This window comes from Halobacillus sp. GSS1 (assembly GCF_017307035.1).
Taxonomy (GTDB): Bacteria; Bacillota; Bacilli; order Bacillales; family Halobacillaceae; genus Halobacillus; species Halobacillus litoralis.
Window position 1 is genome coordinate 344,564 of sequence record NZ_JAFLHE010000001.1, and the last position, 22,826, is coordinate 367,389.

At 41.5% G+C, this 22,826-nt stretch carries 21 protein-coding genes; 9 read left to right on the forward strand and 12 right to left on the reverse strand.

All coding sequences use genetic code 11. The features are described 5' to 3' along the window. Positions 1-2 precede the first annotated feature (2 nt). Genes J0K78_RS01725 through J0K78_RS01740 form a run of 4 tightly spaced genes read left to right on the forward strand, consistent with a single transcriptional unit; the run spans position 3 to position 3,468 of the window. Positions 3-215 carry an acetyl-CoA carboxylase biotin carboxyl carrier protein subunit gene (locus J0K78_RS01725; RefSeq protein ID WP_206945121.1) on the forward strand — a complete coding sequence of 71 codons (213 nt, stop codon included), beginning with the start codon at positions 3-5 and terminating at the stop codon, positions 213-215. 13 nt (positions 216-228) lie between these two features. Next, a complete protein-coding gene (locus tag J0K78_RS01730) occupies positions 229-1,137 on the forward strand; it encodes a hydroxymethylglutaryl-CoA lyase (protein WP_305037796.1) in 909 nt (302 codons plus the stop codon). A 3-nt stretch (positions 1,138-1,140) separates the two neighbouring features. Further along, positions 1,141-1,923, forward strand: coding sequence for an enoyl-CoA hydratase (locus tag J0K78_RS01735; RefSeq protein ID WP_206945123.1), 783 nt, complete (start codon positions 1,141-1,143; stop codon positions 1,921-1,923). Positions 1,924-1,938: 15 nt separating this feature from the next. Next, complete coding sequence (locus tag J0K78_RS01740; protein WP_206945881.1) at positions 1,939-3,468, forward strand: acyl-CoA carboxylase subunit beta; 1,530 nt, start codon at positions 1,939-1,941, stop codon at positions 3,466-3,468. A gap of 104 nt (positions 3,469-3,572) precedes the next feature. Here the strand turns inward: J0K78_RS01740 and J0K78_RS01745 are convergent, their stop codons facing one another. Further along, positions 3,573-5,528: an AMP-binding protein gene (locus tag J0K78_RS01745; protein WP_206945124.1), complete on the reverse strand. Its 1,956-nt coding sequence runs from the start codon at positions 5,526-5,528 to the stop codon at positions 3,573-3,575. Positions 5,529-5,718: 190 nt separating this feature from the next. Here J0K78_RS01745 and J0K78_RS01750 point away from each other — a divergent pair, with 190 nt between their 5' ends. The 3 genes from J0K78_RS01750 to J0K78_RS01760 all read left to right on the forward strand — a co-directional run bounded on the left by J0K78_RS01750 (position 5,719) and on the right by J0K78_RS01760 (position 9,831). Next, a complete protein-coding gene (locus tag J0K78_RS01750) occupies positions 5,719-7,212 on the forward strand; it encodes a flotillin family protein (protein ID WP_206945125.1) in 1,494 nt (497 codons plus the stop codon). A gap of 293 nt (positions 7,213-7,505) precedes the next feature. After that, positions 7,506-8,654, forward strand: a complete 1,149-nt coding sequence (locus J0K78_RS01755; protein ID WP_160913395.1) for an NAD-dependent epimerase/dehydratase family protein — start codon at positions 7,506-7,508, stop codon at positions 8,652-8,654. A 13-nt stretch (positions 8,655-8,667) separates the two neighbouring features. Then, positions 8,668-9,831, forward strand: coding sequence for a glycosyltransferase family 4 protein (locus tag J0K78_RS01760; RefSeq protein ID WP_206945126.1), 1,164 nt, complete (start codon positions 8,668-8,670; stop codon positions 9,829-9,831). A 1,031-nt stretch (positions 9,832-10,862) separates the two neighbouring features. On the opposite strand, the gene J0K78_RS01765 is transcribed toward J0K78_RS01760, so the two are convergent. Continuing rightward, entirely contained in the window at positions 10,863-11,849 is a 987-nt protein-coding gene (locus J0K78_RS01765) for a potassium channel family protein (RefSeq protein ID WP_206945127.1), read from the reverse strand. A 263-nt stretch (positions 11,850-12,112) separates the two neighbouring features. Here J0K78_RS01765 and J0K78_RS01770 point away from each other — a divergent pair, with 263 nt between their 5' ends. Beyond that, positions 12,113-12,652, forward strand: coding sequence for a YiiX/YebB-like N1pC/P60 family cysteine hydrolase (locus J0K78_RS01770; protein ID WP_206945128.1), 540 nt, complete (start codon positions 12,113-12,115; stop codon positions 12,650-12,652). A gap of 13 nt (positions 12,653-12,665) precedes the next feature. Here J0K78_RS01770 and J0K78_RS01775 read toward each other — a convergent pair whose 3' ends face one another. The 3 genes from J0K78_RS01775 to msrB form a co-directional block, all read right to left on the reverse strand. Next, positions 12,666-13,601, reverse strand: a complete 936-nt coding sequence (locus J0K78_RS01775; protein ID WP_206945129.1) for an exonuclease domain-containing protein — start codon at positions 13,599-13,601, stop codon at positions 12,666-12,668. A 307-nt stretch (positions 13,602-13,908) separates the two neighbouring features. After that, complete coding sequence (locus J0K78_RS01780; protein WP_160913404.1) at positions 13,909-14,463, reverse strand: nitroreductase family protein; 555 nt, start codon at positions 14,461-14,463, stop codon at positions 13,909-13,911. A gap of 223 nt (positions 14,464-14,686) precedes the next feature. Beyond that, complete coding sequence (gene msrB, locus J0K78_RS01785) at positions 14,687-15,271, reverse strand: peptide-methionine (R)-S-oxide reductase MsrB (RefSeq protein ID WP_206945130.1); 585 nt, start codon at positions 15,269-15,271, stop codon at positions 14,687-14,689. A 151-nt stretch (positions 15,272-15,422) separates the two neighbouring features. Between msrB and J0K78_RS01790 the strand changes: the two genes are divergently transcribed. Further along, positions 15,423-15,911: a YusW family protein gene (locus tag J0K78_RS01790; protein ID WP_206945131.1), complete on the forward strand. Its 489-nt coding sequence runs from the start codon at positions 15,423-15,425 to the stop codon at positions 15,909-15,911. A gap of 86 nt (positions 15,912-15,997) precedes the next feature. Here J0K78_RS01790 and J0K78_RS01795 read toward each other — a convergent pair whose 3' ends face one another. The 7 genes from J0K78_RS01795 to J0K78_RS01825 form a co-directional block, all read right to left on the reverse strand. Beyond that, positions 15,998-16,870: a CvfB family protein gene (locus tag J0K78_RS01795; protein WP_206945132.1), complete on the reverse strand. Its 873-nt coding sequence runs from the start codon at positions 16,868-16,870 to the stop codon at positions 15,998-16,000. Between the two features lie 116 nt (positions 16,871-16,986). Next, positions 16,987-17,073, reverse strand: a complete 87-nt coding sequence (locus J0K78_RS01800) for a YjcZ family sporulation protein (RefSeq protein WP_008640034.1) — start codon at positions 17,071-17,073, stop codon at positions 16,987-16,989. Between the two features lie 269 nt (positions 17,074-17,342). Next, a complete protein-coding gene (locus J0K78_RS01805) occupies positions 17,343-18,335 on the reverse strand; it encodes an LLM class flavin-dependent oxidoreductase (protein ID WP_206945133.1) in 993 nt (330 codons plus the stop codon). An 18-nt stretch (positions 18,336-18,353) separates the two neighbouring features. Beyond that, the gene (locus tag J0K78_RS01810) at positions 18,354-18,740 is read right to left on the reverse strand and encodes a helix-turn-helix transcriptional regulator (RefSeq protein ID WP_242517675.1); all 387 of its coding nucleotides are present in this window, start codon (positions 18,738-18,740) and stop codon (positions 18,354-18,356) included. Positions 18,741-18,879: 139 nt separating this feature from the next. Further along, on the reverse strand, positions 18,880-19,878 hold the full coding sequence (locus tag J0K78_RS01815; protein WP_206945135.1) for a zinc-binding dehydrogenase: 999 nt from the start codon (positions 19,876-19,878) through the stop codon (positions 18,880-18,882). A 126-nt stretch (positions 19,879-20,004) separates the two neighbouring features. Then, positions 20,005-20,823 carry a 3D domain-containing protein gene (locus J0K78_RS01820; protein ID WP_206945136.1) on the reverse strand — a complete coding sequence of 273 codons (819 nt, stop codon included), beginning with the start codon at positions 20,821-20,823 and terminating at the stop codon, positions 20,005-20,007. A 329-nt stretch (positions 20,824-21,152) separates the two neighbouring features. Then, entirely contained in the window at positions 21,153-22,769 is a 1,617-nt protein-coding gene (locus tag J0K78_RS01825; RefSeq protein ID WP_206945137.1) for an ABC-F family ATP-binding cassette domain-containing protein, read from the reverse strand. Positions 22,770-22,826: the final 57 nt, after the last annotated feature.

Genomic DNA, 22,826 nt, shown 5'->3' on the forward strand with positions numbered 1-22,826 from the left:
TCATGACAGAAATTAAAGCATCCATGGCAGGAAGTGTATGGAAAATTGTTGCAGAAGAAGGTACGAAAGTAAACGACGGGGAGGATATTGCGATCCTCGAATCTATGAAAATGGAGATTCCGATCCCTACAGAAACATCGGGAACAGTCAAAGAGTTGAAAGTAAGTGAAGGGGATTTCGTCAACGAAGGAGACGTCATCGCCATTATCGAATAAACAGGAGGTTCGTATGATGGAATGGCCTGAAAGAGTCACAATTAAAGAAGTCGGTCCACGTGATGGCCTGCAAAATGAACCTGTAGAAGTACCGCTTGAAGAAAAGGTTGCCTGGATTGATCTCTTATCAGAAGCGGGATACTCGTACATTGAATTCAGTTCATTCGTCCATCCAAAGTGGATTCCGCAGTTGAAAGATGCAAAAGAAGTGGCAGCGAAGATCTCACGAAAAGAGGGGGTCACCTATGCTGCCCTGGTCCCGAACCGACGGGGGCTTGAAGCAGCGATCGATACGGACGTGGATGAAGTATCTGTATTCATGTCCGCTTCCGATACGCATAACAAAAAAAACATCAACAAGACGCTGGAGGAAACGTATCCAGTCCTTAAAGAGGTCGTGCAAGAAGCTAAATTAGAAGGTAAGACTGTAAGAGGTTATCTCTCCACGGTGTTCGGATGCCCTTATGAAGGAGACATTGCTACAGATCAGGTGGCAAGGGTCAGTGAGCGATTACTGGAAATGGGCATTGATGAATTGTCTCTAGGAGACACAATCGGTGTTGCAAATCCGAGGCAAGTTGATCAAGCTCTTCACGAATGGAAACAATGGCTTCCTTTCGACAAGCTTGCCATGCATTTTCATAATACAAGGGGAATGGCCTTATCCAACGTCCTTGTCTCCATGCAGCATAACATCACCACTTTTGATGCAGCGCTTGGAGGGCTCGGGGGCTGCCCATATGCGAAGGGAGCTTCCGGGAATTTAGCCACAGACGATCTTGTACACATGCTTCATCAAATGGGCATAGAAACGGGGATCCATGAAGAAAAACTGAAGGAAGCGGCGATTTATATCCAACGCGTGTTGAATAAATCACTGCCGAGTCATCAAATGCAGGTGGTAAATAAAGAAAGGGTGTAACGGATGGAGGAACTAGTCGCGTTAGAAGAGATTTCCTCTCACGTGTATGTACTGAAATTGAACCGGCCGGATGCAGCGAATGCATTGTCTTCAGATCTACTTGACCAACTGCAGGAAAAAGCACACGAAATTAACCGGCGTCAGGAGATCAGAGTCGTTTTAGTGACTGGAGAAGGAAATAAAGCCTTTTGTGCAGGTGCTGATTTGAAAGAAAGAAAGGGAATGAGTGACGAAGAAGTCGTCCAGACCGTAACCAAAATCGGAGATACGGTTCGAATGATCGAAGATATCCATGTACCTACGATTGCTGTCATCAATGGGGTCGCATTTGGAGGTGGATTAGAGCTTGCGCTTGCTTGTGATTTACGGATGATGAGTACGTCTACGAAAGTAGGACTGACGGAAACATCGCTTGCCATTATTCCTGGAGCTGGCGGAACCCAGCGTCTATCTAGGCTGATTGGGATGGGCCAAGCAAAAGCGATGATCTATTCAGCGAAACCGGTGGAAGCCAACCGTGCTTATTCCCTCGGACTTGTCGAATATATCCATGAACCGCAGTTTCTTATGGAAGAAGCGAAAGACCTTGCGGCATGCATTGCACGGAACGGCCCGGTAGCTATGAAGCAGGCAAAAAAAGCGATCAATCAAGGGTATGATACCGATTTATCTTCAGGTCTTGAGATTGAGCGCGCCTGTTATAAAAAGACGATTCCAACCGATGATCGTGTGGAAGGACTTCAAGCGTTCCAGGAAAAAAGGAAGCCGGAATACAAAGGAGAATAAAAGGTGGAAAAAACGATGCCTACAAACGAAACGTTAGAAGAACGAGCGAAGAAAATTGCTTCTGGTGGTGCTGAAAAATATCATAGCAAGAACGCAGAAAAAGGGAAAATGTTCGTCCGTGAACGTTTACAGCTTTTGTTTGATGACGACATCGATATCGAAGATGCTTTTTTCGCCAATTGCCAGGATGAATCCCTTCCTGCTGACGGCGTGGTCACAGGGATCGGGCGAATAAACGGAGAAAAAGTATGCGTGATGGCTAACGATTCAACCGTTAAAGCAGGATCCTGGGGTGCGCGGACAGTTGAGAAGATTATCCGAATCCAGGAAACCGCATTAAAACTGAATGTCCCTATGCTTTACCTTGTAGACTCGGCGGGGGCAAGGATTACCGATCAGGTAGAGATGTTCCCTAACCGCCGCGGGGCAGGACGTATTTTCCATAATCAGATCAAACTATCCGGCCGCGTGCCACAAGTCTGCTTACTATTCGGACCATCCGCAGCGGGCGGTGCTTACATACCTGCCTTTTGCGACATCGTCGTGATGGTCGATGGCAATGCATCCATGTATTTAGGATCTCCACGTATGGCAGAAAAAGTCATCGGTGAAAAAGTGACACTTGAGGAAATGGGCGGTGCGAATATGCATTGTTCGGTTTCCGGATGCGGAGATGTGCTGGCTAAAGACGAAAGTGATGCGATTGCCTATGCCAGAAAGTATTTGAGCTACTTCCCGCAGTCCTACCGGGAACTTCCGAAAAAGGCAGATTCGAGAGAGCCTGCTCCTTTTGAGAAAAGTGTGGAAGAACTGATTCCTAAAAATCAAAATGCACCCTTTGATATGTATCAGTTGATCGATCGTCTCATTGATGATCATTCGTTCTGCGAAATCAAGAAAAAGTTTGCTCCTGAGCTCATTACCGGGCTTTCAAGAATTGAAGGTCGGCCTGTTGGGATTATCGCTAACCAGCCGAGAGCAAAGGGAGGGGTTCTATTCCCTGATTCCGCGGATAAAGCGGCGAAATTCATCCAGCTCTGTGACGCCTTTAATATTCCACTACTGTTCCTTGCTGATATTCCAGGGTTCATGATCGGAACAAAGGTTGAGCGAGCAGGGATTATCCGTCACGGTGCGAAAATGCTTTCTGCTATGAGTGAAGCAACAGTACCGAAAATTTCTGTTGTGGTCCGCAAAGCATATGGAGCAGGGCTTTATGCGATGGCAGGGCCGGCGTTTGAGCCAGATGCGTGTCTGGCCTTGCCAACAGCACAAATTGCTGTCATGGGGCCGGAAGCGGCTGTGAACGCCGTGTATGCCAATAAGATTGCTGCGCTGCCTGAAGAGGAGCGACCGGCTTTCATCAAAGAAAAGCATGAAGAATACAAAGAGAACATTGATATCTATCGGTTGGCTTCTGAGATGGTCATCGATGACATCGTTCAGCCGAATAAGCTGCGCGAAGAGCTTTCCACCAGATTCGATGCCTACGAAACAAAAGACGTGTTGTTTACAGAAAGAAAACACGGCGTTTATCCGGTCTGACAAAAAGGTTCCTGGACAACATTGGTCCAGGAACCTTTTTAATTGGATACGGCATGTTAATAGAATGATTTCTAGCAACCTCATACTCAAAAGGGTGGTACTTCTTACGTTGACGAAAGATTTTGACCAATGCTCCTTATTTGCTCAATGCTTTCCGGGTTGACAAGTGCATTCAAGTCACCGGAAGGGTGGTTCAAGTATGCGGATTTGATGGCACGTCTCATCACCTTGGCATTTCTTGTTTTAGGCAGGTCATCGACCACAAAGATTTTTTTCGGGGAGAGAGCTTTCCCTAGTTTTTGATTCAGAATCATCGTTAACTCTTCTGTTAGATCTTTTGTAGGCTGGGTATCGTTAAGGACGACGAAAGCAATGGGTTCTTCTCCCTTTATCTCATGAGGGACTCCGATAACTCCGGCTTCTATAACTGATGTATGTTTAACGAGAACAGACTCGACTTCCGTCGGACCTAAACGTTTTCCAGCCACGTTTAAAACGTCATCGGATCGTCCAGTAATCGTATAGAACCCTTTGTGGTCTTTTATCACCCAATCCCCATGCACCCAAGTATCATTGAAGCGGCTCCAATATGTCTTTTCATAACGCTTATCGTCTTCAAAAAAACTCTTCGTCATCCCTACCCAAGGGGATTTGATTACCAGTTCGCCAACTTCATTGATGAGGGGCTCCCCTTTTTCACCATAAACATCAACATCCATACCTGGAAGAGCAGCATTGAAGGTGACCGGCTGAATCGGTTTGACAAGTACATTCCCAAGGATTCCACCTGAGACTTCTGTTCCTCCTGAATAGTTAAAAATGGGAACTCGAGAATCTCCCGCATGTTTAAAAAGCCAATGCCAAGGCTCCGGGTTCCATGGTTCACCTGTAGATCCAATAAGCTTCAAGGATTGGAGGTCACGTTTCTCCAGCCAGCCTTTCCCGTGTTTCATCATTGTGCGGACTAGAGTCGGGGATATTCCTAAATGGGTCACTTGATATTTCTCTACAAGCTTCCATAAACGGTCGGGTTCTGGATAATCTGGAGTACCTTCGAACATTACGATGGAAGCCCCATTAACTAATCCTCCATACACGAGGAAAGGTCCCATCATCCACCCCATATCTGTGTACCAGAATAATGTATCTTTATTTGTGACATCCATGCAGATGCCAGCATCAAAGGCAGCCTTAACAGGAAATCCTGCATGAGTATGGACTGCTCCTTTTGGTAGACCCGTCGTTCCAGAAGTGTAAATGAGCATAAAAGGATCGTTCGCTTTTTTTACTTTCGTCTTGTAAGTGGCTTTATTCTTTCTCAAATCACTCCAGCGAACATCACGAGGTGATTTATATTTCACTTTCGCTCCTGTCCGTTCTACGACGAAAACATGCTCTAAAGAAGGGCATTGATCTGCCACAAGGTCCGCCTCTTCTTTCATAGGCATCGTTTTTCCTCTACGGTAAAAGGCATCAGCTGTTATCAGCGCTTTCGAATGGCTTGCATGAATTCTTGTAGTGACGGCATCAGATTTGTAACCAGAGAAGGCAGGAGAGAAGATTGCACCTATCTTTGAGATGGCCAGCATAGCAATGAGGGTCTCAGGGAGCATGGGCAGATACAAAGTAACAATATCCCCTTCTGTAATTCCATAGCTCTCAAGACCATAAGAGACAGCATCCACTTCCTTTTGAAAATCTTTAAAAGAGTAGGAGGCTGTTTGGCCATTATCTCCCTCCCAGTATAGAGCGATATCATTTTCTTTAGAAGGATTACTCGCCCATCGATCCAGCGCTAAGTGAGCAACATTCAACTCTCCACCTTCAAACCATACAGGATACATAGGCCCATGTGTTTGATCCAGCACCTGCTTATAAGGGGTATACCACTCGATATCAAGCTCTTTCACTACTTCTTCCCAAAACCATTCGATATCATCGATGGATTTAGAATGAAAGTCATCATAGCAGGTGAAGCCATGTTTTTTCATCCACTGGAATAATCGTGTTGCTTCTTTATATTCTGCGGTAGGAATCCATGCGTTGGTGTATGTAGTCATGAACGTTCCTCCTTTTTCAGAATGTTCTTGTTTCTATTATAACGGAATCGTTCTTTCGATTGAATTGATGGAACGATAGAAATATTGTCGAACATTGCAAATTTCGTGAAACTTTAATAGAGTTGTAATCGTTATGTAATATAACCCCTTTTGTTACATAAATAGGGAATATAAAAAGAGGAGTGATCATTTGTTTGAAGGTGCGTTACTGTTAGTCATCTTAGGAGTGATTGGAGCGGTGGTGCTTGTTGGAGGAATCATAACTTTCATCATCTTCCGCATGCGTTATAAGACGGCCAGTTCGAATGAAGCATTGATTGTCACGGGACCAAAACTTGGAGATCCGGAACAAGAGAAGAATGTATTTGAAGACGATAACGGACGGTCGGTCAAAATTATTCGTGGTGGGGGGTACCGCCTGCGAATGTTTCAGACGGCGACACCGATTGATTTGACATCCTTTCAACTGCAGGTCAACTCAGACAAAGCCTACACAAAGGAAGGTATTCCGGTTAGAGTTGCCAGTACTGCTGTGATCAGTATTGGTAGTGAGCTTGAGATCATGGCCAATTTTGCTGAGAAATTCCTTGGTAAAAAACAGAAAGAAAGAGAATCGGAATTGAAAGATGTGCTGAATGGTCATTTACGTTCCATCATCGCATCGCTTCCTATTGAAAAAATCTATAATGATTTCAAAGAAGTCAACACACAGGTGAAAAAAATTGCTGAATCCGATTTGAAAGGCATGGGCTTTGAAATCACTTCTTTCGCATTGAATGATGTGGAGGATGTGGATGTCGAGAATGGATACATCGATGCGCTCGGTCGTCCTCATATTGCTGAAGTGCAAAAGAAAGCGAACATGGCAGAATCCGATGCAACGAAAGAAACACGCATTTACCAGGCGAAAAACGACCAGGAAGCACAGGATGAAGAAAACCGCCGTTTGACTGCGGTTGCGGCATCTACGAAAGAAAAAGACATCAAAGAAGCGGAATTCCAGACGGAAACCAACCGAGCCAAAGCTAACGCAGACCAAGCGGGAGAATTAGAGAGGCAGAAACTTGCCCAGCAGATAAAGGAAGAAGAATTAAAGGTTCAGTACATTGAGAAACAGAGAGCGGTCGAGTTGGAAGAAGAAGAGAACAAGCGACGCCGTTCCATCGCTGATGCTGAAGCTTACGAAGTGACTAAACGGGCGCAGGCAGAAGCCGATAATGAACGTATCAAAGGGGAATCCCAAGCGGAAGTCATTCGTCAGCGAGGAATGGCTGAAGCGGAATCGAAAGAGCGTATGGCTAAAGCGATGGAACATTATGGTGAAGCGGCTATCATGGAAATGCTCATTAAAGTATTGCCTGACTATGCAGAAAAAGTCTCCGCACCTATTAGTCAAATTAAGGATATGAAGGTTATCGATATGGGCGGTAGCGATTCGCGTGGAGGTTCTGCGAAAGTAGCGAACAGTGTGACTTCGACTATGCTTGGCATCCAGGAATCTTTAAAAGAAACGACAGGTATGGATCTGAAAGCGATGCTTGAGAGCTATGTTTCAAGAGGTGCTGTTCATGAATTTGGAGAATCTTCTGATGATGAAATGAAGGAAGCGGCAGCTACGAAAGAAGAGCAGGAGCATAATGAAGAAGAATCCTCGATTCCAGAAGGTCAGGAAGAGGAAAAATGATTGCTCAGCCTGCAGGACTTGTTGTTCTGCAGGCTTTTATTGTAAAGTAGGTTTGAAGCGTTCTTCATTTGGGGTAAATAGGTTTGAGGTCTCACAAGCATATCTCTACATAGAATCGACGGTTTAACAAAGAATTAATTGTTTCAAAATTAAATTAATGGTAAAGTCAAAAACGTAGAGACCTTGACTTTGTCCGTCTTCGAACGACGAACGATTAGTAAGGAGATAGAATAGTCATTAGAGTCATTCTATTTTGGAATACGAGTATGCAAGACGTAACTAGGAGGTAGATTATGAGGATTATTGTAGCAGGGGGAGACGGTTTTTGCGGTTGGCCAACGGCACTATACCTATCCAAACAAGGACATGATGTAACCATCGTAGATAATTTAGTACGCAGAAAGTATGATGATGAACTACGTTCGAATTCAGTTACACCGATCGCATCACTGGAAGACCGGGTAGCTAAATGGAAAGAAGTTTCAGGAAAAGAAATCAAAACATTCATTGGTGACTTGAACCATTATGATTTCTTAAGTGAAGTTTTCCGTCAAACGGAACCTGAAGCATTCGTTCACTTCGCTGAACAACGTTCGGCTCCATATTCAATGATCGACCGTGAGCATGCGGTTTATACACAAACAAACAATGTCATGGGGAATTTGAACGTTCTTTATGCCATTAAAGAATTCGCTCCGGAATGTCACCTGATTAAACTGGGTACAATGGGCGAATATGGTACTCCTAACATTGATATTGAAGAAGGATATATTGAAATTGAACATAAAGGACGGAAGGATACCCTCCCATATCCAAAACAACCTGGTTCCTTCTATCACTTGTCTAAAGTACATGACAGCCATAATATTATGTTCGCATGTAAAATCTGGGGCATTCGCGCCACTGACTTGAATCAGGGAATCGTATACGGTTTACATACAGCCGAAACGCGTCAGGATCCAATGCTCGTAAACCGTGTAGACTACGATGGCGTATTCGGTACAGCTCTAAACCGTTTCGTCAACCAGGCAGCCATCGGCCATGACATCACGGTTTATGGTTCAGGAGGGCAGACACGCGCGTTCCTAAACATTGAAGACACAGTAAGATGTGTAGAGATCGCCGCTGAGAATCCAGCAGACAAAGGTGAATTCCGCGTATTTAACCAATTCACAGAATGGTTCTCTGTACAGGATCTTGCAGAACGTGTACAAAAAATCGCAAAAGAAGAAGGTCTTGATACACAAGTGAAACAGATTGAGAATCCTCGTATCGAAAATGAGGATCACTATTACAACGCTGTGAATACAAAACTGCGTGACCTTGGTCTCGAACCTCACTTGTTGACAGACGATGTCATTCGTGACATTTTGCGCACAGCTGTCGAAAATAAAGACCGAATCATTGAAGAGAACGTATTGCCGTCAATCACTTGGAAGTAAGGAGTTTTCCGCTTTGAAAATCGCCATCATTACAGAAACATTCCTACCATCAACAGATGGAGTCGTCACTCGATTAAAAGAGTCCATCAAATACTTGAGAAGCCAAGATCATGAGGTCGTCGTCATTGCTCCAGACTTTGGTGTGACGGAATATGAAGGGGCGGTCGTCGAAGGGGTCAAAACGACAAGAATGCCTTTTTACAGGTATCGAGAATTCAGTTTACCTCAACGGAGGGTCAAGGATTTGTTACAAAAACATGATCCTGACCTCGTCCATGTGGTAAATCCTGCTCTTGTAGGGGTATCCGGCGTCTATTACGCTGATAAACTGAACTATCCACTAATTGCTTCTTATCACACACACGTCCCTAAATACTTGGATTACTATCGGTTATATCCATTCAAGCCTCTTGTATGGTGGTATTTTAGAAAGTTACACAACTATGCAGATGTGAATTTGTGTACTTCAAGAGCCATTAAGACAGAGCTGGATGAGAAGAACTTTCATAATGTGAGTGTATGGGACCGTGGGGTGGCTGTTGATCACTACCACCCTCGGCATAAAAACGAAGAAATGAGGGACCGGTTATCTGCCGGCAGGAAAGAGAACAAGCTTCTTGTTTTTGTCGGCCGACTGGCTCCTGAAAAAGAAATTCATAAAATTAAGCCCTTATTGGAACAGAGGGAGGATATCTCTCTTGCCATCGTAGGAGATGGTCCTGTGAAAGGTGAATTAGAAGAAACTTTCAAAGGTACCAATACAGTGTTTACCGGACTGATGCACGGGGAAGAGCTTGCTCAAGCTTTCGCTTCTTCTGATGCACTTATTTTTCCATCAGTTACAGAAACGCTTGGCCTTGTCATTCTGGAATCTATGGCTTCTGGTCTGCCTGTCATCGCAGCAAAAAGCGGTCCGACCATGGAGCAAGTGGAAGATGGCAAAACTGGGCTACTGTTTGAAAATGAGAACACGCACAGCATGATTCAAGCGATCGAAAGACTGGAAGATGAGGAGTTGTATCAGACACTTTGTAAAAATGCACGTCAAGAAGCAGAAAAGTATAGCTGGCAAAAACCTTCCGAGCAGATCCTTGAATATTATTACAAGACGTTAAAGATCTTCGATGAGCAAGCAGCAACAACGTCAAAAAAATCAAAGGTTAAAGTCACAGAGTAAATACTCTGTGACTTTTCTTTTAGTTTATCTACATAGTAGTAACTCCAAAACATAATCACCTAAACACATCAAACAAGAACACATGTTCCGAACCCCGTAAAAACAGCACATTCTTGCTTTGTTTTTATTCATACTTAGTAGCAACTCCGAAATACTTTAAAAAAACAAACCATAAATCGCATTAGCCATTTTCCAAGATAAAAGAAAACATAAAATAAATAGAGGGTCATTTATTCAATACATAAGTAGAAGAGGGAAGAAGGTACGAAAGTTTTCATGGTTTCTAGAGGAGAATGTGAGTAAACACTATATTTTTAGACTTAACCAGTCGTATTTGCCATGCAAAAGATGTAAGGGCTTTATTATATAACATTCAAATGAATGAGAGACAATGATCATAATAACAGCATTAATGATAGATAGTCATCAGGTTAGTTTAGAAAATAGTCTGATGAAACAGTTTTGAGGACAAAGAAAAAGTAAAATCCAATAAATTTATTACGCTGGATATTAAAAAGTCAGTTCAAAAGTTAAAAAAGCTTCGGTGTAGATTTAGTAAAGAGAATTGCAGCCGTTAAGAAAGTCAAAATTTTTTGGTGATACAAATGTGTCTATAATGAATCATTAGTGCAACCAATAAAATCCTAAAAAATTCATGTTGAGATCAGTTCATTTTTTTATTTTGTCTCAGTATCATAAGTATACTTAATAATTGAGATGAAATATCTATTCTTTAAATGACTCAGTATAATAAATATTATGTAAACTAGAATAAAAAATAAAAATACACAGATTTTCATCATGCTTATCCTCTTTTATTCCACAGGCGTAGATTCCTTATCCCCCCAAATTTTGAATGAAAATAAGATGCGTTTATACACTGATCTAAAACTTCTTCACTTAAATGTAAACGAATAAATTCATTCTTCCAGGAGTCCGAGTTATCCTTTTTGATTCACTTGTTTTTCATACAAATATGCAGCGATCTGATTATCGTTTGTTTCACACTGAAAAGCTGCTTCTTTGCTCAATCAGATCGCCGCTTTCTCGAAACGCTTCAATTGTTCAGAAGTTGCGAAAACAATCAACAAATCATTCTCTTGAAACGTTTCGTCTCCTTCTGGATTACTTATAATTCTGTCCTTCCGTTTTATTGCAACGATATTAACACCATAAATCCTTCTTATATCCGATTCTTTTAATGTTTGATTCAATAATGGCGAATCTTTAGGAATGTGAATTTCTTCGATGTTGTAATCATTTCTGGTGTCGTGGAGAATTGTTTCAACGTAATCAACGCTTACCGGTTTTGTAATCGCCGTTGCCATACGTTTTCCTCCTATATTGGAGGTGTTGATCACTTTATCGGCTCCTGCTCGATAAAGCTTTTCTTCTGAAAAATCTCTTTCTGCTCTAACAACTGTATAAAGAGACGGATTCATCCCTTTTACTGTCAGAGTTATAAAAACGTTATCTGCATCATCAGGAAGAGTGACAATCATCCCCTTAGCCCTGTCAACGCCCGCCTGAATCAATACACGATCCTCCGTGGCATTTCCTTTAACGTAAAGGACATCTTCAGGTAATTCATTTATGACACTCTCATCATTTTCAATAACAACCAATGGTTGATTCTCATGCCGTAATTGTTGAAAAACCTGCTGTCCCACACGGCCGTAACCACACAATATAATATGATGATGCAGATCTTGTATCTTTAATCTCATTCTCCTCTTCCTCACTTCACTTGATAGTTTACCGCCTATAATGGCGCCTGCCAGTTGAGCTAACATGTAAGTTGTCAGACTTATGGCACTCGGAATTAAGACTAAGGTAAGGATTTTTCCTCCTGTTGATTCTGGCGAAATGTCTCCATAACCAATAGTTAACACGGATACAATGGTCAGCCATAAGGAATCAAAGAATGCCAATTGTTCGAAAAACATATACCCGAAGATTCCTAGTGATATCAAAATATGCAAGAGGATAATCGAAATCACAATTTTTCTGTATTCCATTAACTCACCTCTTCTGAGACCCTGAGATTAGACCTACTTCTCAATCATACCAATATTCTTAGTAAGAGTCCCACTTCACATCATTTAATTTTGCCGATTTGTCATGATTGTAAAAAGAGATTCAACCGAATCCCGTTCGAATGTTCGTAAGTACCCTCCAAAACCGAACATACGTTCTTTGTGGTGGAAAATAGCACTTCCTCTTTGTTTTTTTCTAAAATTTTAGCTAGGATAAAGATATAAGTTGACAAAGGAAGATGTATATGAAGAAGTTGTTCCTTTTTATAAGTACATTATTTTTCGCATGGATGATAAAGCCCAAGAAAGTCCTTGCACCTCTGAAACAAGAACATGAACACCTTTATCCAGGTACAAACCTATCCATTGCACCAGGGGATTTGTTGTTTTCTCCAATAGGAAAAAAAGAATCGCGTTATATAGGTCATGTTGGGATTGTAACGAAAGATAATAAAGTCATTCATTCCATTCCTTCAGGAGTCATACAAGATCAAATGGAAACTTATTTCAACAAATTCAGCAATATACGCATTTATTCAGCCCTTGATTCTAAATCTGGAGAGGCTGCTGCTGATTATGCGGTAAAGCTTCAAAAAGAGCATCCTCGTGCCACCTATAAAATATGGACGCCTATAGGCAGGACGAACGAGGAGCAATATTGTACAAAGATCGTGTGGCAGGCTTACCATTTTGGTGCAGGTGTCAATTTGGGTAAGGTATCTCCTCTTGCAAAATCTGTCCATCCTGAGCGGTTAAAAGATCGCAGGTATCTATCTAAGAAATAAAACACGCTCATCCTTATCTATTGGATGAGCGTGTTAAATATTGATGGAAAACGGATTCTGAAATAATTTCAATGGGATAGCCCTGGCTTAGCAGCGTTTCTGCTCTCTCGAGTTTACTTGTTTTTTTGCCATTTTTATACCCTTCGAACGTTTGTTCGCCAACGACTACAAAGTTTGTATTGGATTCAATCGAATTATGAAGTTGTGCACCTAAATCAACGACTTTTTGGCTAGCTTCATCCCTTTTCATTTCTTTTAACTTTCCAGTGAATACAATAGCCGCGTTATAAAAAGGGTGTCTGGGATCAAACTGTTGGGTTGCTGCTACATAGGAAGATGGATGTGCTTTTTTAGCCCGTTTCTTCTTATTTATTCTTGCAGGCTCATAGCCCCCATCAAACATCATCCCATTTGTTGTCCCTGTTTTTTCTATAAGGTCCTTAGCATCAGTTGCTCCAAGCTCTTCTTTCGCTGACATAAGGATATGAGCTGAAGCTTTCGCGTCTTCTAACGCATGGTGGTGACTGAATGTAAAACCAAGATGACTGGAGACAACATTTAACTTGTATCTCGGCAGCTGCCACGTTTTCTTGGATATATTGACGGTGCAGTTATAGGCAAGCATCGGGTAGCTTAGGTTGTATTGATCTAAAACCGCACGCAACACCCCCATATCGAACTGAGCATTATGAGCAACGACAAACTTCCCTTCCAGCCATGACCTGATCTCGCGCTCCCATAGCACATCAAACTCCTCGGCATCCTGAACGTCGCTTTTAGTTATTCCGTGCACACGAATATTGATGGGAGCAAAATAGTTTTCCTTTGGTTTCACTAACCTGTAATAATCTCTTTTTATACGGCCCTGTTCATATTCCACCATACCAATGGAACAAACAGAACCTCTTGAAGCATTTGCTGTCTCAAAATCAAGAGCTACAAAATTCATGTCGATCTCCTTTATTTAAAGTCTTATCTTTATAATATATGGGCGACCATTGGCTCGTCTATTGTAAAGGCTTGCCATTCAAAATTAGAATAATGACGGAATATTCCTCGTTTGAAAAGCAAAAGATAGTACCCAAGGAGGCGTCTAAAGATGGCTTTTGATTATGCAGAACTGCCGAAAGAAACACTACAAAGGGTAAAAGAGCTTGAAACACAACTGAATGTTGTTTTAATCGCCTATGATTCCAAATATAAAGATTAAATAAAAGACGCCGAACCCGGCGTCTTTTTGGTTAATATGCATGTCGTTAATTTTTGTAAATCGTTAATTTTTCTTCAATAGGGGTTCGTTTTTTTTGTTTTGGCTGCTGTTCAAAGAAGCCCATATGAATAAAACCTACAATTTTTTCCCCAGGTTGAACGCCCAGTAGATCACGGACTTTCGGTTCGTGGATTTGTGGATTTGTTTTCCAACACACACCTAACTCACGTTCCCAGGCCAGCAGTTGGAAGTTTTGAAGCATGCTGCTGATGGCACCGAAATTTTCTTCCCACTGCTTTTGGCGTGGATCTTCGTTCATAATCGCTATAAGAAAAGCAGCCGGTTGGCTGAAATAGTTTCTGCGGTTTTCCTGCATGTCTCGGGGAAAGGTTTGTACAAGGGATTCCACGAATTCTTCTTTTTCGTGAGAAGGAATGAAAATGAATCTCCAAGGTTCACGTAAACCGTGTGTGGGTGCCCATCTTGCATCGTCTAACAGTTCAGTAACAAGTTCTGTCGGTACCTCTTTATCTAAATATCCACTCTTCACAGAGCGACGTTCACGAATAATTCTTGCTAATTCTGTTTTTGTCTGTTCCATACCTCTCACCTACGTATCTAAAGTTTTATTTACGGTAATGATAATCGTTCTCAATAATTTTGTCAAGGTTCATTCCTATAAATGCAAGGGGTCAAAAATATTGGCCGGTGTGCACAACAAGAAAAGCTGCCAGCGTAGAGGCAGCTTTTTGCAATTATTAATCTAAGGGATAATGCCCGTCAATGAGATTCCTTATCAATCACAATAAAAAAGAAGGATGAATTCACCCTTCTTCTTTAAATAAATATAAAAACTCACTGTAACCACTTTTCTTCATCTCCTGCTTTGGAATAAAGTCCATGGCTGCACTATTCATACAGTATCTCAATCCCGTTGGTTCTGGTCCGTCTTCAAATACGTGACCAAGATGATTATTCCCCTGTTGACTTCTTACTTCTGTTCTCATTCCGAATATACCTGGATCATCCTTTGTTTTGATATTTTCCTCCAGGATTGGCTTTGTAAAGCTTGGCCATCCTGTACCCGATTTATATTTATCTGTAGAGCTGAACAAAGGCTCTCCTGAGAGAATGTCTACATAGATCCCCTCTTCCTTATTGTCCCAGTATGCGTTATCAAAAGCTTTTTCCGTCCCGTCTTCTTGTGTTACTTCATATTGGATATCTGTCAGTTTGCTCTTTAATTGTTGCTCGGAATATTCAACAACCTCACCGTTATATATCTCTACTCTTTTTCCAGTTTCAGAAACACTTGTTGTAGAAGCTCCAGAATTCTTATTGAAAAAGAAAAGGACGCCGACACTCACTAGTAAAAGAACGCTGATTGCTACAGCTGTCATTTTTTTCATTCCTTCTCCTCCCTAAAAAAAGAATTTACAGTTTCATCTTACCATGCGAGCTTGTGTTCAAGTAATTTCAATGCTCATCATACATAAACTGGGTTATGAAATCAGTGATTTTCGTCAATCCTAAGAAAAGGATATGAATGGAGGGATATAAATGAAAACTGTAACCTCAATACTGGCGATAAGCCTCATCCTCATAAGTGGATGTATGGCTGATACGAATGAAGAGCAAATGATGAATTATGATCAACAACAATTATCTACGACCCCTACCAGCGATTCAATCAATGATATGAATTATGATACGAATGAGAAAGTGGATAAAGCGAGAAAAGCTCTTCCGTTCCAACAATTTGATCTGGAAATTGATTATGTAGATTCACTCTCCTATGAAATTCAGTACGTTTCGAACGAATCTCATACCCGTGCTGTCATTCATGAAATCGGTGAAGAAAAGATCTCAGGAGAAAAAGCTCTTGATCAACTGACTCCTCATTTCATGGAACTCAGTTTTGACGAAGATTCATCTGAACAAGAAGTGATTGAAGATGTTATAAAGGTTTTTGGCCTTGATGACACGTATAAAGAATTTAGTTTGAGGGTGATCTACAGCAACGGCGTAGAAGCTGAATATGAGGATTAAAAGATATATAAAACAAGCACCTATGTCAAACTCTCCTTAGGTGCTTGTTTTTATTTTTTATTTAGTTTCGGAGTTGCTACTAAGTTTTAAGTGCGATCGTGATTGATCACGGTTTTTCCATCTTCTTGAATGATTTTTCTTTCTTTCATCAATTGTCCAAGGGCTCGTTTGAATGCTGCCTTACTAATTTTAAAGGTTTTTCGTATATCTTCTGGGTCACTTTTATCATGAAGGAACATGACACCATCGTTTTCTTGTAAATATTCATAGATAACCTCTGCATCTTCCTTCATCCCCTCTTGTTTTAGAGGGCGAAGAGAAAGGTTGATTGTCCCATCTTCTTTTACATCAATGACCCTGGCTGTAATTGTCTCTCCAAGTCTTGGTTCTTCTTTTCTTTCACTTGGGTGGACGAATCCTCGGTATCCTTCTCCAGTTAATACCGTTGAACCTGCCTTGGTAGCTCGGTAAACACGCGCGGTCACTTCTTGTCCCAGCATTTCTTTCGGGGCAGGTTCCAAATCATCCATGATTTCTTGTTCAGAAATAGGTTCTGCCAAAAGCCGGCCTTTTTTATCTAGTTCCAGACTGACAAATAAATGATCTCCCTCTTGAGGCCAGACGGATTTAAGAAGAGGTAAATGATCGGAGGAAACAAGAATATCCTTATTATTTAGACCGATATCTACGAAGACACCCATGTTCGGAACAACTTCTACGACTTCAGACCAGCCATAAGTATCTTTGGTAACTTCAGGAATTTCCATGGTCGCAGAAGCTTGTCCTTTCTTATTTTCATAAATGAACATGTCTCTGCTTTCATCCAATTCAATCTCTTCTGTGACATCTTCGTCCAAGAGTACAAACTCTTCATTTTGGATATGAACAACGAAGCCTTCAGTGATTTTCTTTTCAATTTTTGCTTGTTGGATTGTTCCCAATATATTGACATCTTTCATGCAATTTCATCCTTTTTCGTGACGTAATGGTACTTATTATAGCTTACATCGAGATATTTTAAAACGATGATTTATTATAATTAAAAAAGCGTGGCATTTGCCACGCTTTTTAGTGATTAATACCACCAAGAAGCTCCTACAATAATAAGGAGAATAAACAAAACAACGATTAGCGCAAAGCCTCCACCATATCCTTTACTCATTCCAATTCCCCCCTTTACTTCTTTATATGAAGTATGGCTAGAATCGGTATGGGTGAAAGACTGAGCCCCCTGATGATTAGGCGGATCTGTGAGTTAGTGATTAGAGTAAAAGGCAGGGTTATTGTGTACTCCGTTTTGTATGTTTGAATCGGAGAAGGCGGGGGATGACTCGTTTTCGAATCATACCTGTCTTTTTAATATGGCAGAAAGTCCTGCTTATCGCGTTACTGAAATTTCTCAATTGGGAGCATAGCTTTACTTTAGTTTGATTAATCCTGGAACAATTGAGCGATTCTATTATAGGATTTTTTCTTTTCCTCAAAATCGAATATATTTGTAATGATCAAAAACTCGTCCGTACCATAGTATTCAGACAGTTCTTCCAATTGAGTTTTCACCTGATCTGGGTTCCCTATAATGCAACGTCTTCTATTTTTGCTAACCTTCTCCATTTCTTGTTCCGTATAAGAATAATTTTTGGCCACCTCCATAGAAGGTACACGTGTATCAAGACCTTTTTCCACACGAAGTAACCAAAGATCTTGGCTTTTTGCAAGATCTTCTGCCTCTTCTTCTGTTTCTCCACAAACAACAAATATACAAACATTGACCATTGGTCCGTTCATATCCGAGTCTTTGAATCGCTCTCTATAGGTAGCTATGGATGCCTTTCCGTGATCAGGGTTGATGAAGTGACCAAAAGTGAAGCCTGTTCCGTTTAGTGCTGCATGTTTAGCGCCTCGCTCGGTCAAACCGAGTACCCATAGATCCGGTTGATGTTCGGTATTCGGACGTGCTTTTACTCCATAGAATCGATCATCTTTAGGAGTGGTTTGTTGTAAAAATTGCTTCAGGTCTTTCACTTGCCTGGAAAAAGAACTGAGTGGCTTTTCAAAACCATCAGTAAGGGCGAGCCTTGTCTTTGGTCCACCACCTGGGGAACGGCCAAGCCCAAGATCTATTCTTCCAGGAAAAAAAGCTTCAAGCATACGGAAATTTTCAGCTACTTTCAGGGGGCTGTACTGTGGAAGTAAGACACCACCGGAACCGACCCGTATGGTAGTTGTTGATTGGGCAATCATGGATATAAGTATTTCAGGAGACGTACTGGCCAGACCATTAGTATTGTGATGCTCAGCCACCCAATATCTATGAAATCCTAATCTTTCTGTGTATTTAGCTAGTTCCACTGATTGTTGTAACGCTTTTTGAGCAGCGTCTCCCTCGGATATCGGGCTTTGATCAAGCACACTTAATTTCAATGAAAGCTCACCTTTCTTTTATCTGTATACATCGTCCATAATTTGTTTTAGTATTTGCATCTGTTCTTCAAATAACAATTTATATCGTTTCTTTAATACATCAAATTCTTCTTTGCCGTCATCCGTTAGATAATACCAGTACACTTTTTGTCTTTTCTTATCATGTGATTTGTAATCTTCCTTACGGTATAATAATCCTTGCTCTGTCATTTCATGTAGGGTATCAAGTAATGTGGAAGGTGCGGGTATCCAATTCTTCGTAAGTTTTTTGAACTCTGCTTTAAAGTGTTCACTGATCATTGGCTGATGAACTTGTAACAGGTGCATGATATAAAACTTCGTAAATTGCGCGGCACTCATGTTTAAAGCGAATCGTTTCGGATTGTTTTTATGAGACAAAATCATCCACCCCTTGTCATAAAATGGTCTTTCTATCATTTTACAACAAAAGATGGATGAATTGTCCAATCATACGCACATTCGTTCGCTTAGATTGTGTTTTTTTATTTTTTATTCGGAGTTACTACTAAGTTTGAAGTAGAACTTATTTACATACTTGAAAGGCAATTTTCCCGAAATTTTTAGAGTCCTGAATGTATTCAAAGGCTTCTTTATACTGATCCATTGTAAATATCTTATCTACTTGTGGTTTTATTTTGTGTTCACTAATAAAACGAAGCATCTCCCGCAATTCCTCTGCACTACCCATCGTCGATCCGAGCAAGTTGTACTGTCCATAAAAGAATTGACGGATGTTGATGGTCACTTCATCCTCTGTTGTAGAACCGAATGTGACAACGGTTCCTCCCTTACGTACAATTTCTAATGATTTATTGAAAGTGGCGTTCCCGATCGTTTCTATAAGCAAATCGACTTGTTCAGACGCCAACGCTTCCTTCCAGTCTTCTTCCGTTGAAATAGCTACATCTGCTCCAAGCTTCAAGGCTTCCTCTTGTTTACTTTCTGATCGGGAGGTCACAATGACTCGTGCCCCAATCGCTTTCGCAAACTTCAGGCAAAAGGTAAGGACTCCACTGCCAATTCCCGGTAGCATGACTGTTTGATCCGCTCGTAGATTCCCTCTGGTAAACAAGGCTCGATAGGCGGTCAATGCCGCTAGGGGAAGCACACCTGCTTCTTCAAAAGACAAATGCTCTGGCTTTTGCTCAAGATGGTCCTCTGTACACGTGTAATACTCTGCAAAGGTCCCGTGATCAGGAAGACCGACAATTTCAAACCCTTCAGGAGGGGCATCACTGTTTCTCTGCCAGCCAAGACCAGGATTGACAATGACCTCGTCTCCTTTTTGAAACTTGGTGACGTTCTTCCCTACGGTTTCTACAGTACCAGATGCATCTGAACCGGGTATTAAAGCAGGGTCACCCGCTTTATGACGCTTCGTAACTACTGCCAGATCTCTCCGGTTCATTCCTGCTGTATGTACTCTTACTCTTACTTCATTGTCTCTGATTTGTGCCTCCGGTATCTCGCTTACTTTCAAACCTTCCAGCCCATCTTTTCCTTCGTGAACAATTGCTCTCATGCTTACCTTCTCCCTTCCTATTACAATTGTCTTTAGTCTATCAATAAGTGCTTGGAACTCAAAATTAACCGCACTAAAAAACTCCTTTCTGAATCCACAGAAAGGAGTTTTTCTACTTTTATAAAATTAGTCAACGAGTACTTGGACTTTAACCGTTTTTCTACCGAAGTCAAGGGCATCCTCACGGGAAGGCATGAAAACATCAATACGGTTGCCATTGATGGCACCGCCGGTATCACCAGCGATTGCAGTTCCGTAACCTTCGACATATACTTTAGAGCCAAGTGGAATGACATTCGGGTCTACAGCGATAACTTTTTGGTCCGGGTTCGCACGCAGGTCGATTCCGGTAGCTGTGACACCACTGCAGCCTGTGCAATAGGCCGTATATGCCGTAGCTTCAGCTGTAAATTCTTTAATTACATCATTACTTGTATCCTGACTTGTGCTTGTTTGAGTTGCTGTTGATGTGCTGTTGCTAGAATTACTGCTGGAACTATTGCTTGAGCTACTGTTTGAGCTTGGAGCTGATGTTTGTACAGCCTGTCCATCAACTTTGAACTGGTCGCCAGGATAAATGAGGGTGGAAGTCAGGTTGTTCCACGCCATCAGTTGATCCACTGAAGTATTGAATTTTTGAGAAATGGCGTACAACGTGTCTCCAGACTTCACTGTGTAAGTGGATGTGTTGGAAGACGTAGTAGAAGAAGGTGTGCTGGATTTAGACTCGCCTGCTACTGTTATTGTTTGGTTAGGATAAATTAAATTTGATTGTAAACCATTCCATGCTTTCAAGTTCTGAACAGTGACGTCATATTTTTGGGAGATTCCCCAAAGTGTATCCCCTTGATTGATTTTATATTCCGTTTCGTGGGCACTTGCCGTAGTGGCGAATGCTCCCGTTAATGCGACAGTTGCTACAACAGAAAATACAGTTTTTTTCATGAAATTCTGCCTCCTCTTGATTGGTCGATCCCTATGTATTTAGGTGATCCGTTCACAATTACAAGATTAACAGAATCTCAGGATAAATTAAGAACAAACAAGCAACAGTTTAGTTGCAAACATAACATCCATATTTCACAGCCATTACAAAAGGAGCATTTGTACCGCGAAACGGTCAAAAATGCCCTTCTTCTGCTACCCTTCGTCAACATTCAACAAAGCGGAGGTTTGCCTATTCATAGATTTTTTTACCCGAAAATGATAGAAAAAAACATATTCTAGCGAAAAAAAGCACAGATCCACTGGGAATCTGTGCTTTTGTCTCATACTTATTTAGCTGCTACTTGCTTTTGAACTTCCGGGTCATTCAAGAACTCATCATACGTCATTTCTTTATTGACAATCTTACCGTTAGGCGTAATTTCAATAATACGATTAGCAATGGTCTGAATGAATTCATGGTCGTGGGAAGCAAAAATGACCGAACCTTTGAAATTAATCAATCCTTTGTTCAAGGATGTGATGGACTCAAGGTCGAGGTGGTTGGTCGGTTCATCCAAAAGAAGAACATTTGCTTGAGAAAGCATCATTTTAGAAAGCATGCAACGCACTTTCTCTCCACCTGAAAGGACATTCGCTTTCTTAAGCGCTTCTTCTCCAGAGAACAGCATACGTCCAAGGAAGCTGCGCAGGAACGTTTCTGTTTCATCTTCTGGTGAATACTGACGAAGCCACTCGACAAGATTTAAATTCGAACCTTCAAAGAATTCCGAGTTGTCTTTAGGGAAGTAGCTTTGAGATGTCGTTACACCCCATTTATAGGTTCCCTCGTCCGGCTCAACCTCACCCATAAGGATTTGGAAAAGAGTCGTTTTTGCTACTTCGTTTGATCCCACAAGGGCCACTTTATCGTCTTTATTAAGGGTGAAGCTGACATTGTCCAATACTTTCTCACCATCTACCGTTTTCGAAAGGTTTTCAACTGTCAGCAAGTCATTACCAATTTCACGTTCCGCATTGAATGCGATATAAGGATACTTTCTGGAAGATGGTTGAATATCATCCAGCGTAATTTTATCGAGCAGTTTCTTACGGGAAGTCGCTTGTTTGGATTTGGAAGCGTTGGCACTGAAACGTGCAATGAACTCTTTCAAATCCTTAATTTTCTCTTCTTTTTTCTTATTCTGTTCGGCAGCCATTTTTTGCGCTAATTGACTGGACTCATACCAGAAGTCATAGTTTCCGACATAAACCTGGATTTTTCCAAAGTCAAGATCTGCGATATGTGTACAGACATTGTTCAGGAAGTGACGGTCGTGGGAAACCACAATGACTGTATTCTCAAAATCGATCAAGAAGTCTTCCAGCCATTGGATCGCTTTAATGTCCAGGTGGTTGGTCGGCTCATCGAGAAGAAGGACATCCGGGTTTCCGAAAAGCGCTTGTGCAAGTAGAATCTTCACTTTCTCTGATCCTTGCAGTTCACTCATCTTCTTATCATGAAGGTCTTCGCCAATGCCTAAACCTTTTAATAGACGGGCAGCGTCAGAATCCGCTTCCCATCCATTCATTTCAGCGAACTCTCCTTCCAGTTCCGCCGCACGCATGCCATCTTCTTCTGAGAAATCGCCTTTCATATAGATGGCATCTTTTTCTTTCATCACTTCATATAGACGTGTATGACCCATAATAACTGTTTCAAGTACTTGATATTCATCATATTCGAAGTGGTTCTGTTTCAAGACGGCCAATCGCTGGTCCTTTTTCAAACTTACATCACCAGTCTGCGCCTCGATCTCACCGCTCAGAATCTTCAAGAATGTGGATTTGCCTGCACCGTTCGCACCAATGAGGCCATAGCAATTCCCCGGTGTGAATTTTATATTTACGTCTTCAAACAGCTTTTGGTCGCCGAATCGAAGACTTACATTGTTTACTGTTAACATGTGATAATCCTCCAGTACTCTCGTTTCTTTACCATAGAAATTATATCATTCTTCAGC

Coding starts and splice junctions, on each gene's coding strand:
- J0K78_RS01800 (WP_008640034.1), bottom strand. CDS start 17,073: ATGAGTAAAGGATATGGTGGAGGCTTTGCGCTAATCGTTGTTTTGTTT.
- J0K78_RS01775 (WP_206945129.1), bottom strand. CDS start 13,601: ATGAATTTTGTAGCTCTTGATTTTGAGACAGCAAATGCTTCAAGAGGT.
- J0K78_RS01740 (WP_206945881.1), top strand. CDS start 1,939: ATGCCTACAAACGAAACGTTAGAAGAACGAGCGAAGAAAATTGCTTCT.
- J0K78_RS01780 (WP_160913404.1), bottom strand. CDS start 14,463: ATGGAACAGACAAAAACAGAATTAGCAAGAATTATTCGTGAACGTCGC.
- J0K78_RS01790 (WP_206945131.1), top strand. CDS start 15,423: ATGAAAACTGTAACCTCAATACTGGCGATAAGCCTCATCCTCATAAGT.
- J0K78_RS01825 (WP_206945137.1), bottom strand. CDS start 22,769: ATGTTAACAGTAAACAATGTAAGTCTTCGATTCGGCGACCAAAAGCTG.
- J0K78_RS01735 (WP_206945123.1), top strand. CDS start 1,141: ATGGAGGAACTAGTCGCGTTAGAAGAGATTTCCTCTCACGTGTATGTA.
- J0K78_RS01810 (WP_242517675.1), bottom strand. CDS start 18,740: ATGATTTTGTCTCATAAAAACAATCCGAAACGATTCGCTTTAAACATG.
- J0K78_RS01730 (WP_305037796.1), top strand. CDS start 229: ATGATGGAATGGCCTGAAAGAGTCACAATTAAAGAAGTCGGTCCACGT.
- J0K78_RS01725 (WP_206945121.1), top strand. CDS start 3: ATGACAGAAATTAAAGCATCCATGGCAGGAAGTGTATGGAAAATTGTT.
- J0K78_RS01770 (WP_206945128.1), top strand. CDS start 12,113: ATGAAGAAGTTGTTCCTTTTTATAAGTACATTATTTTTCGCATGGATG.
- msrB (WP_206945130.1), bottom strand. CDS start 15,271: ATGAAAAAAATGACAGCTGTAGCAATCAGCGTTCTTTTACTAGTGAGT.
- J0K78_RS01795 (WP_206945132.1), bottom strand. CDS start 16,870: ATGAAAGATGTCAATATATTGGGAACAATCCAACAAGCAAAAATTGAA.
- J0K78_RS01755 (WP_160913395.1), top strand. CDS start 7,506: ATGAGGATTATTGTAGCAGGGGGAGACGGTTTTTGCGGTTGGCCAACG.
- J0K78_RS01765 (WP_206945127.1), bottom strand. CDS start 11,849: ATGGAATACAGAAAAATTGTGATTTCGATTATCCTCTTGCATATTTTG.
- J0K78_RS01745 (WP_206945124.1), bottom strand. CDS start 5,528: ATGACTACATACACCAACGCATGGATTCCTACCGCAGAATATAAAGAA.
- J0K78_RS01820 (WP_206945136.1), bottom strand. CDS start 20,823: ATGAAAAAAACTGTATTTTCTGTTGTAGCAACTGTCGCATTAACGGGA.
- J0K78_RS01815 (WP_206945135.1), bottom strand. CDS start 19,878: ATGAGAGCAATTGTTCACGAAGGAAAAGATGGGCTGGAAGGTTTGAAA.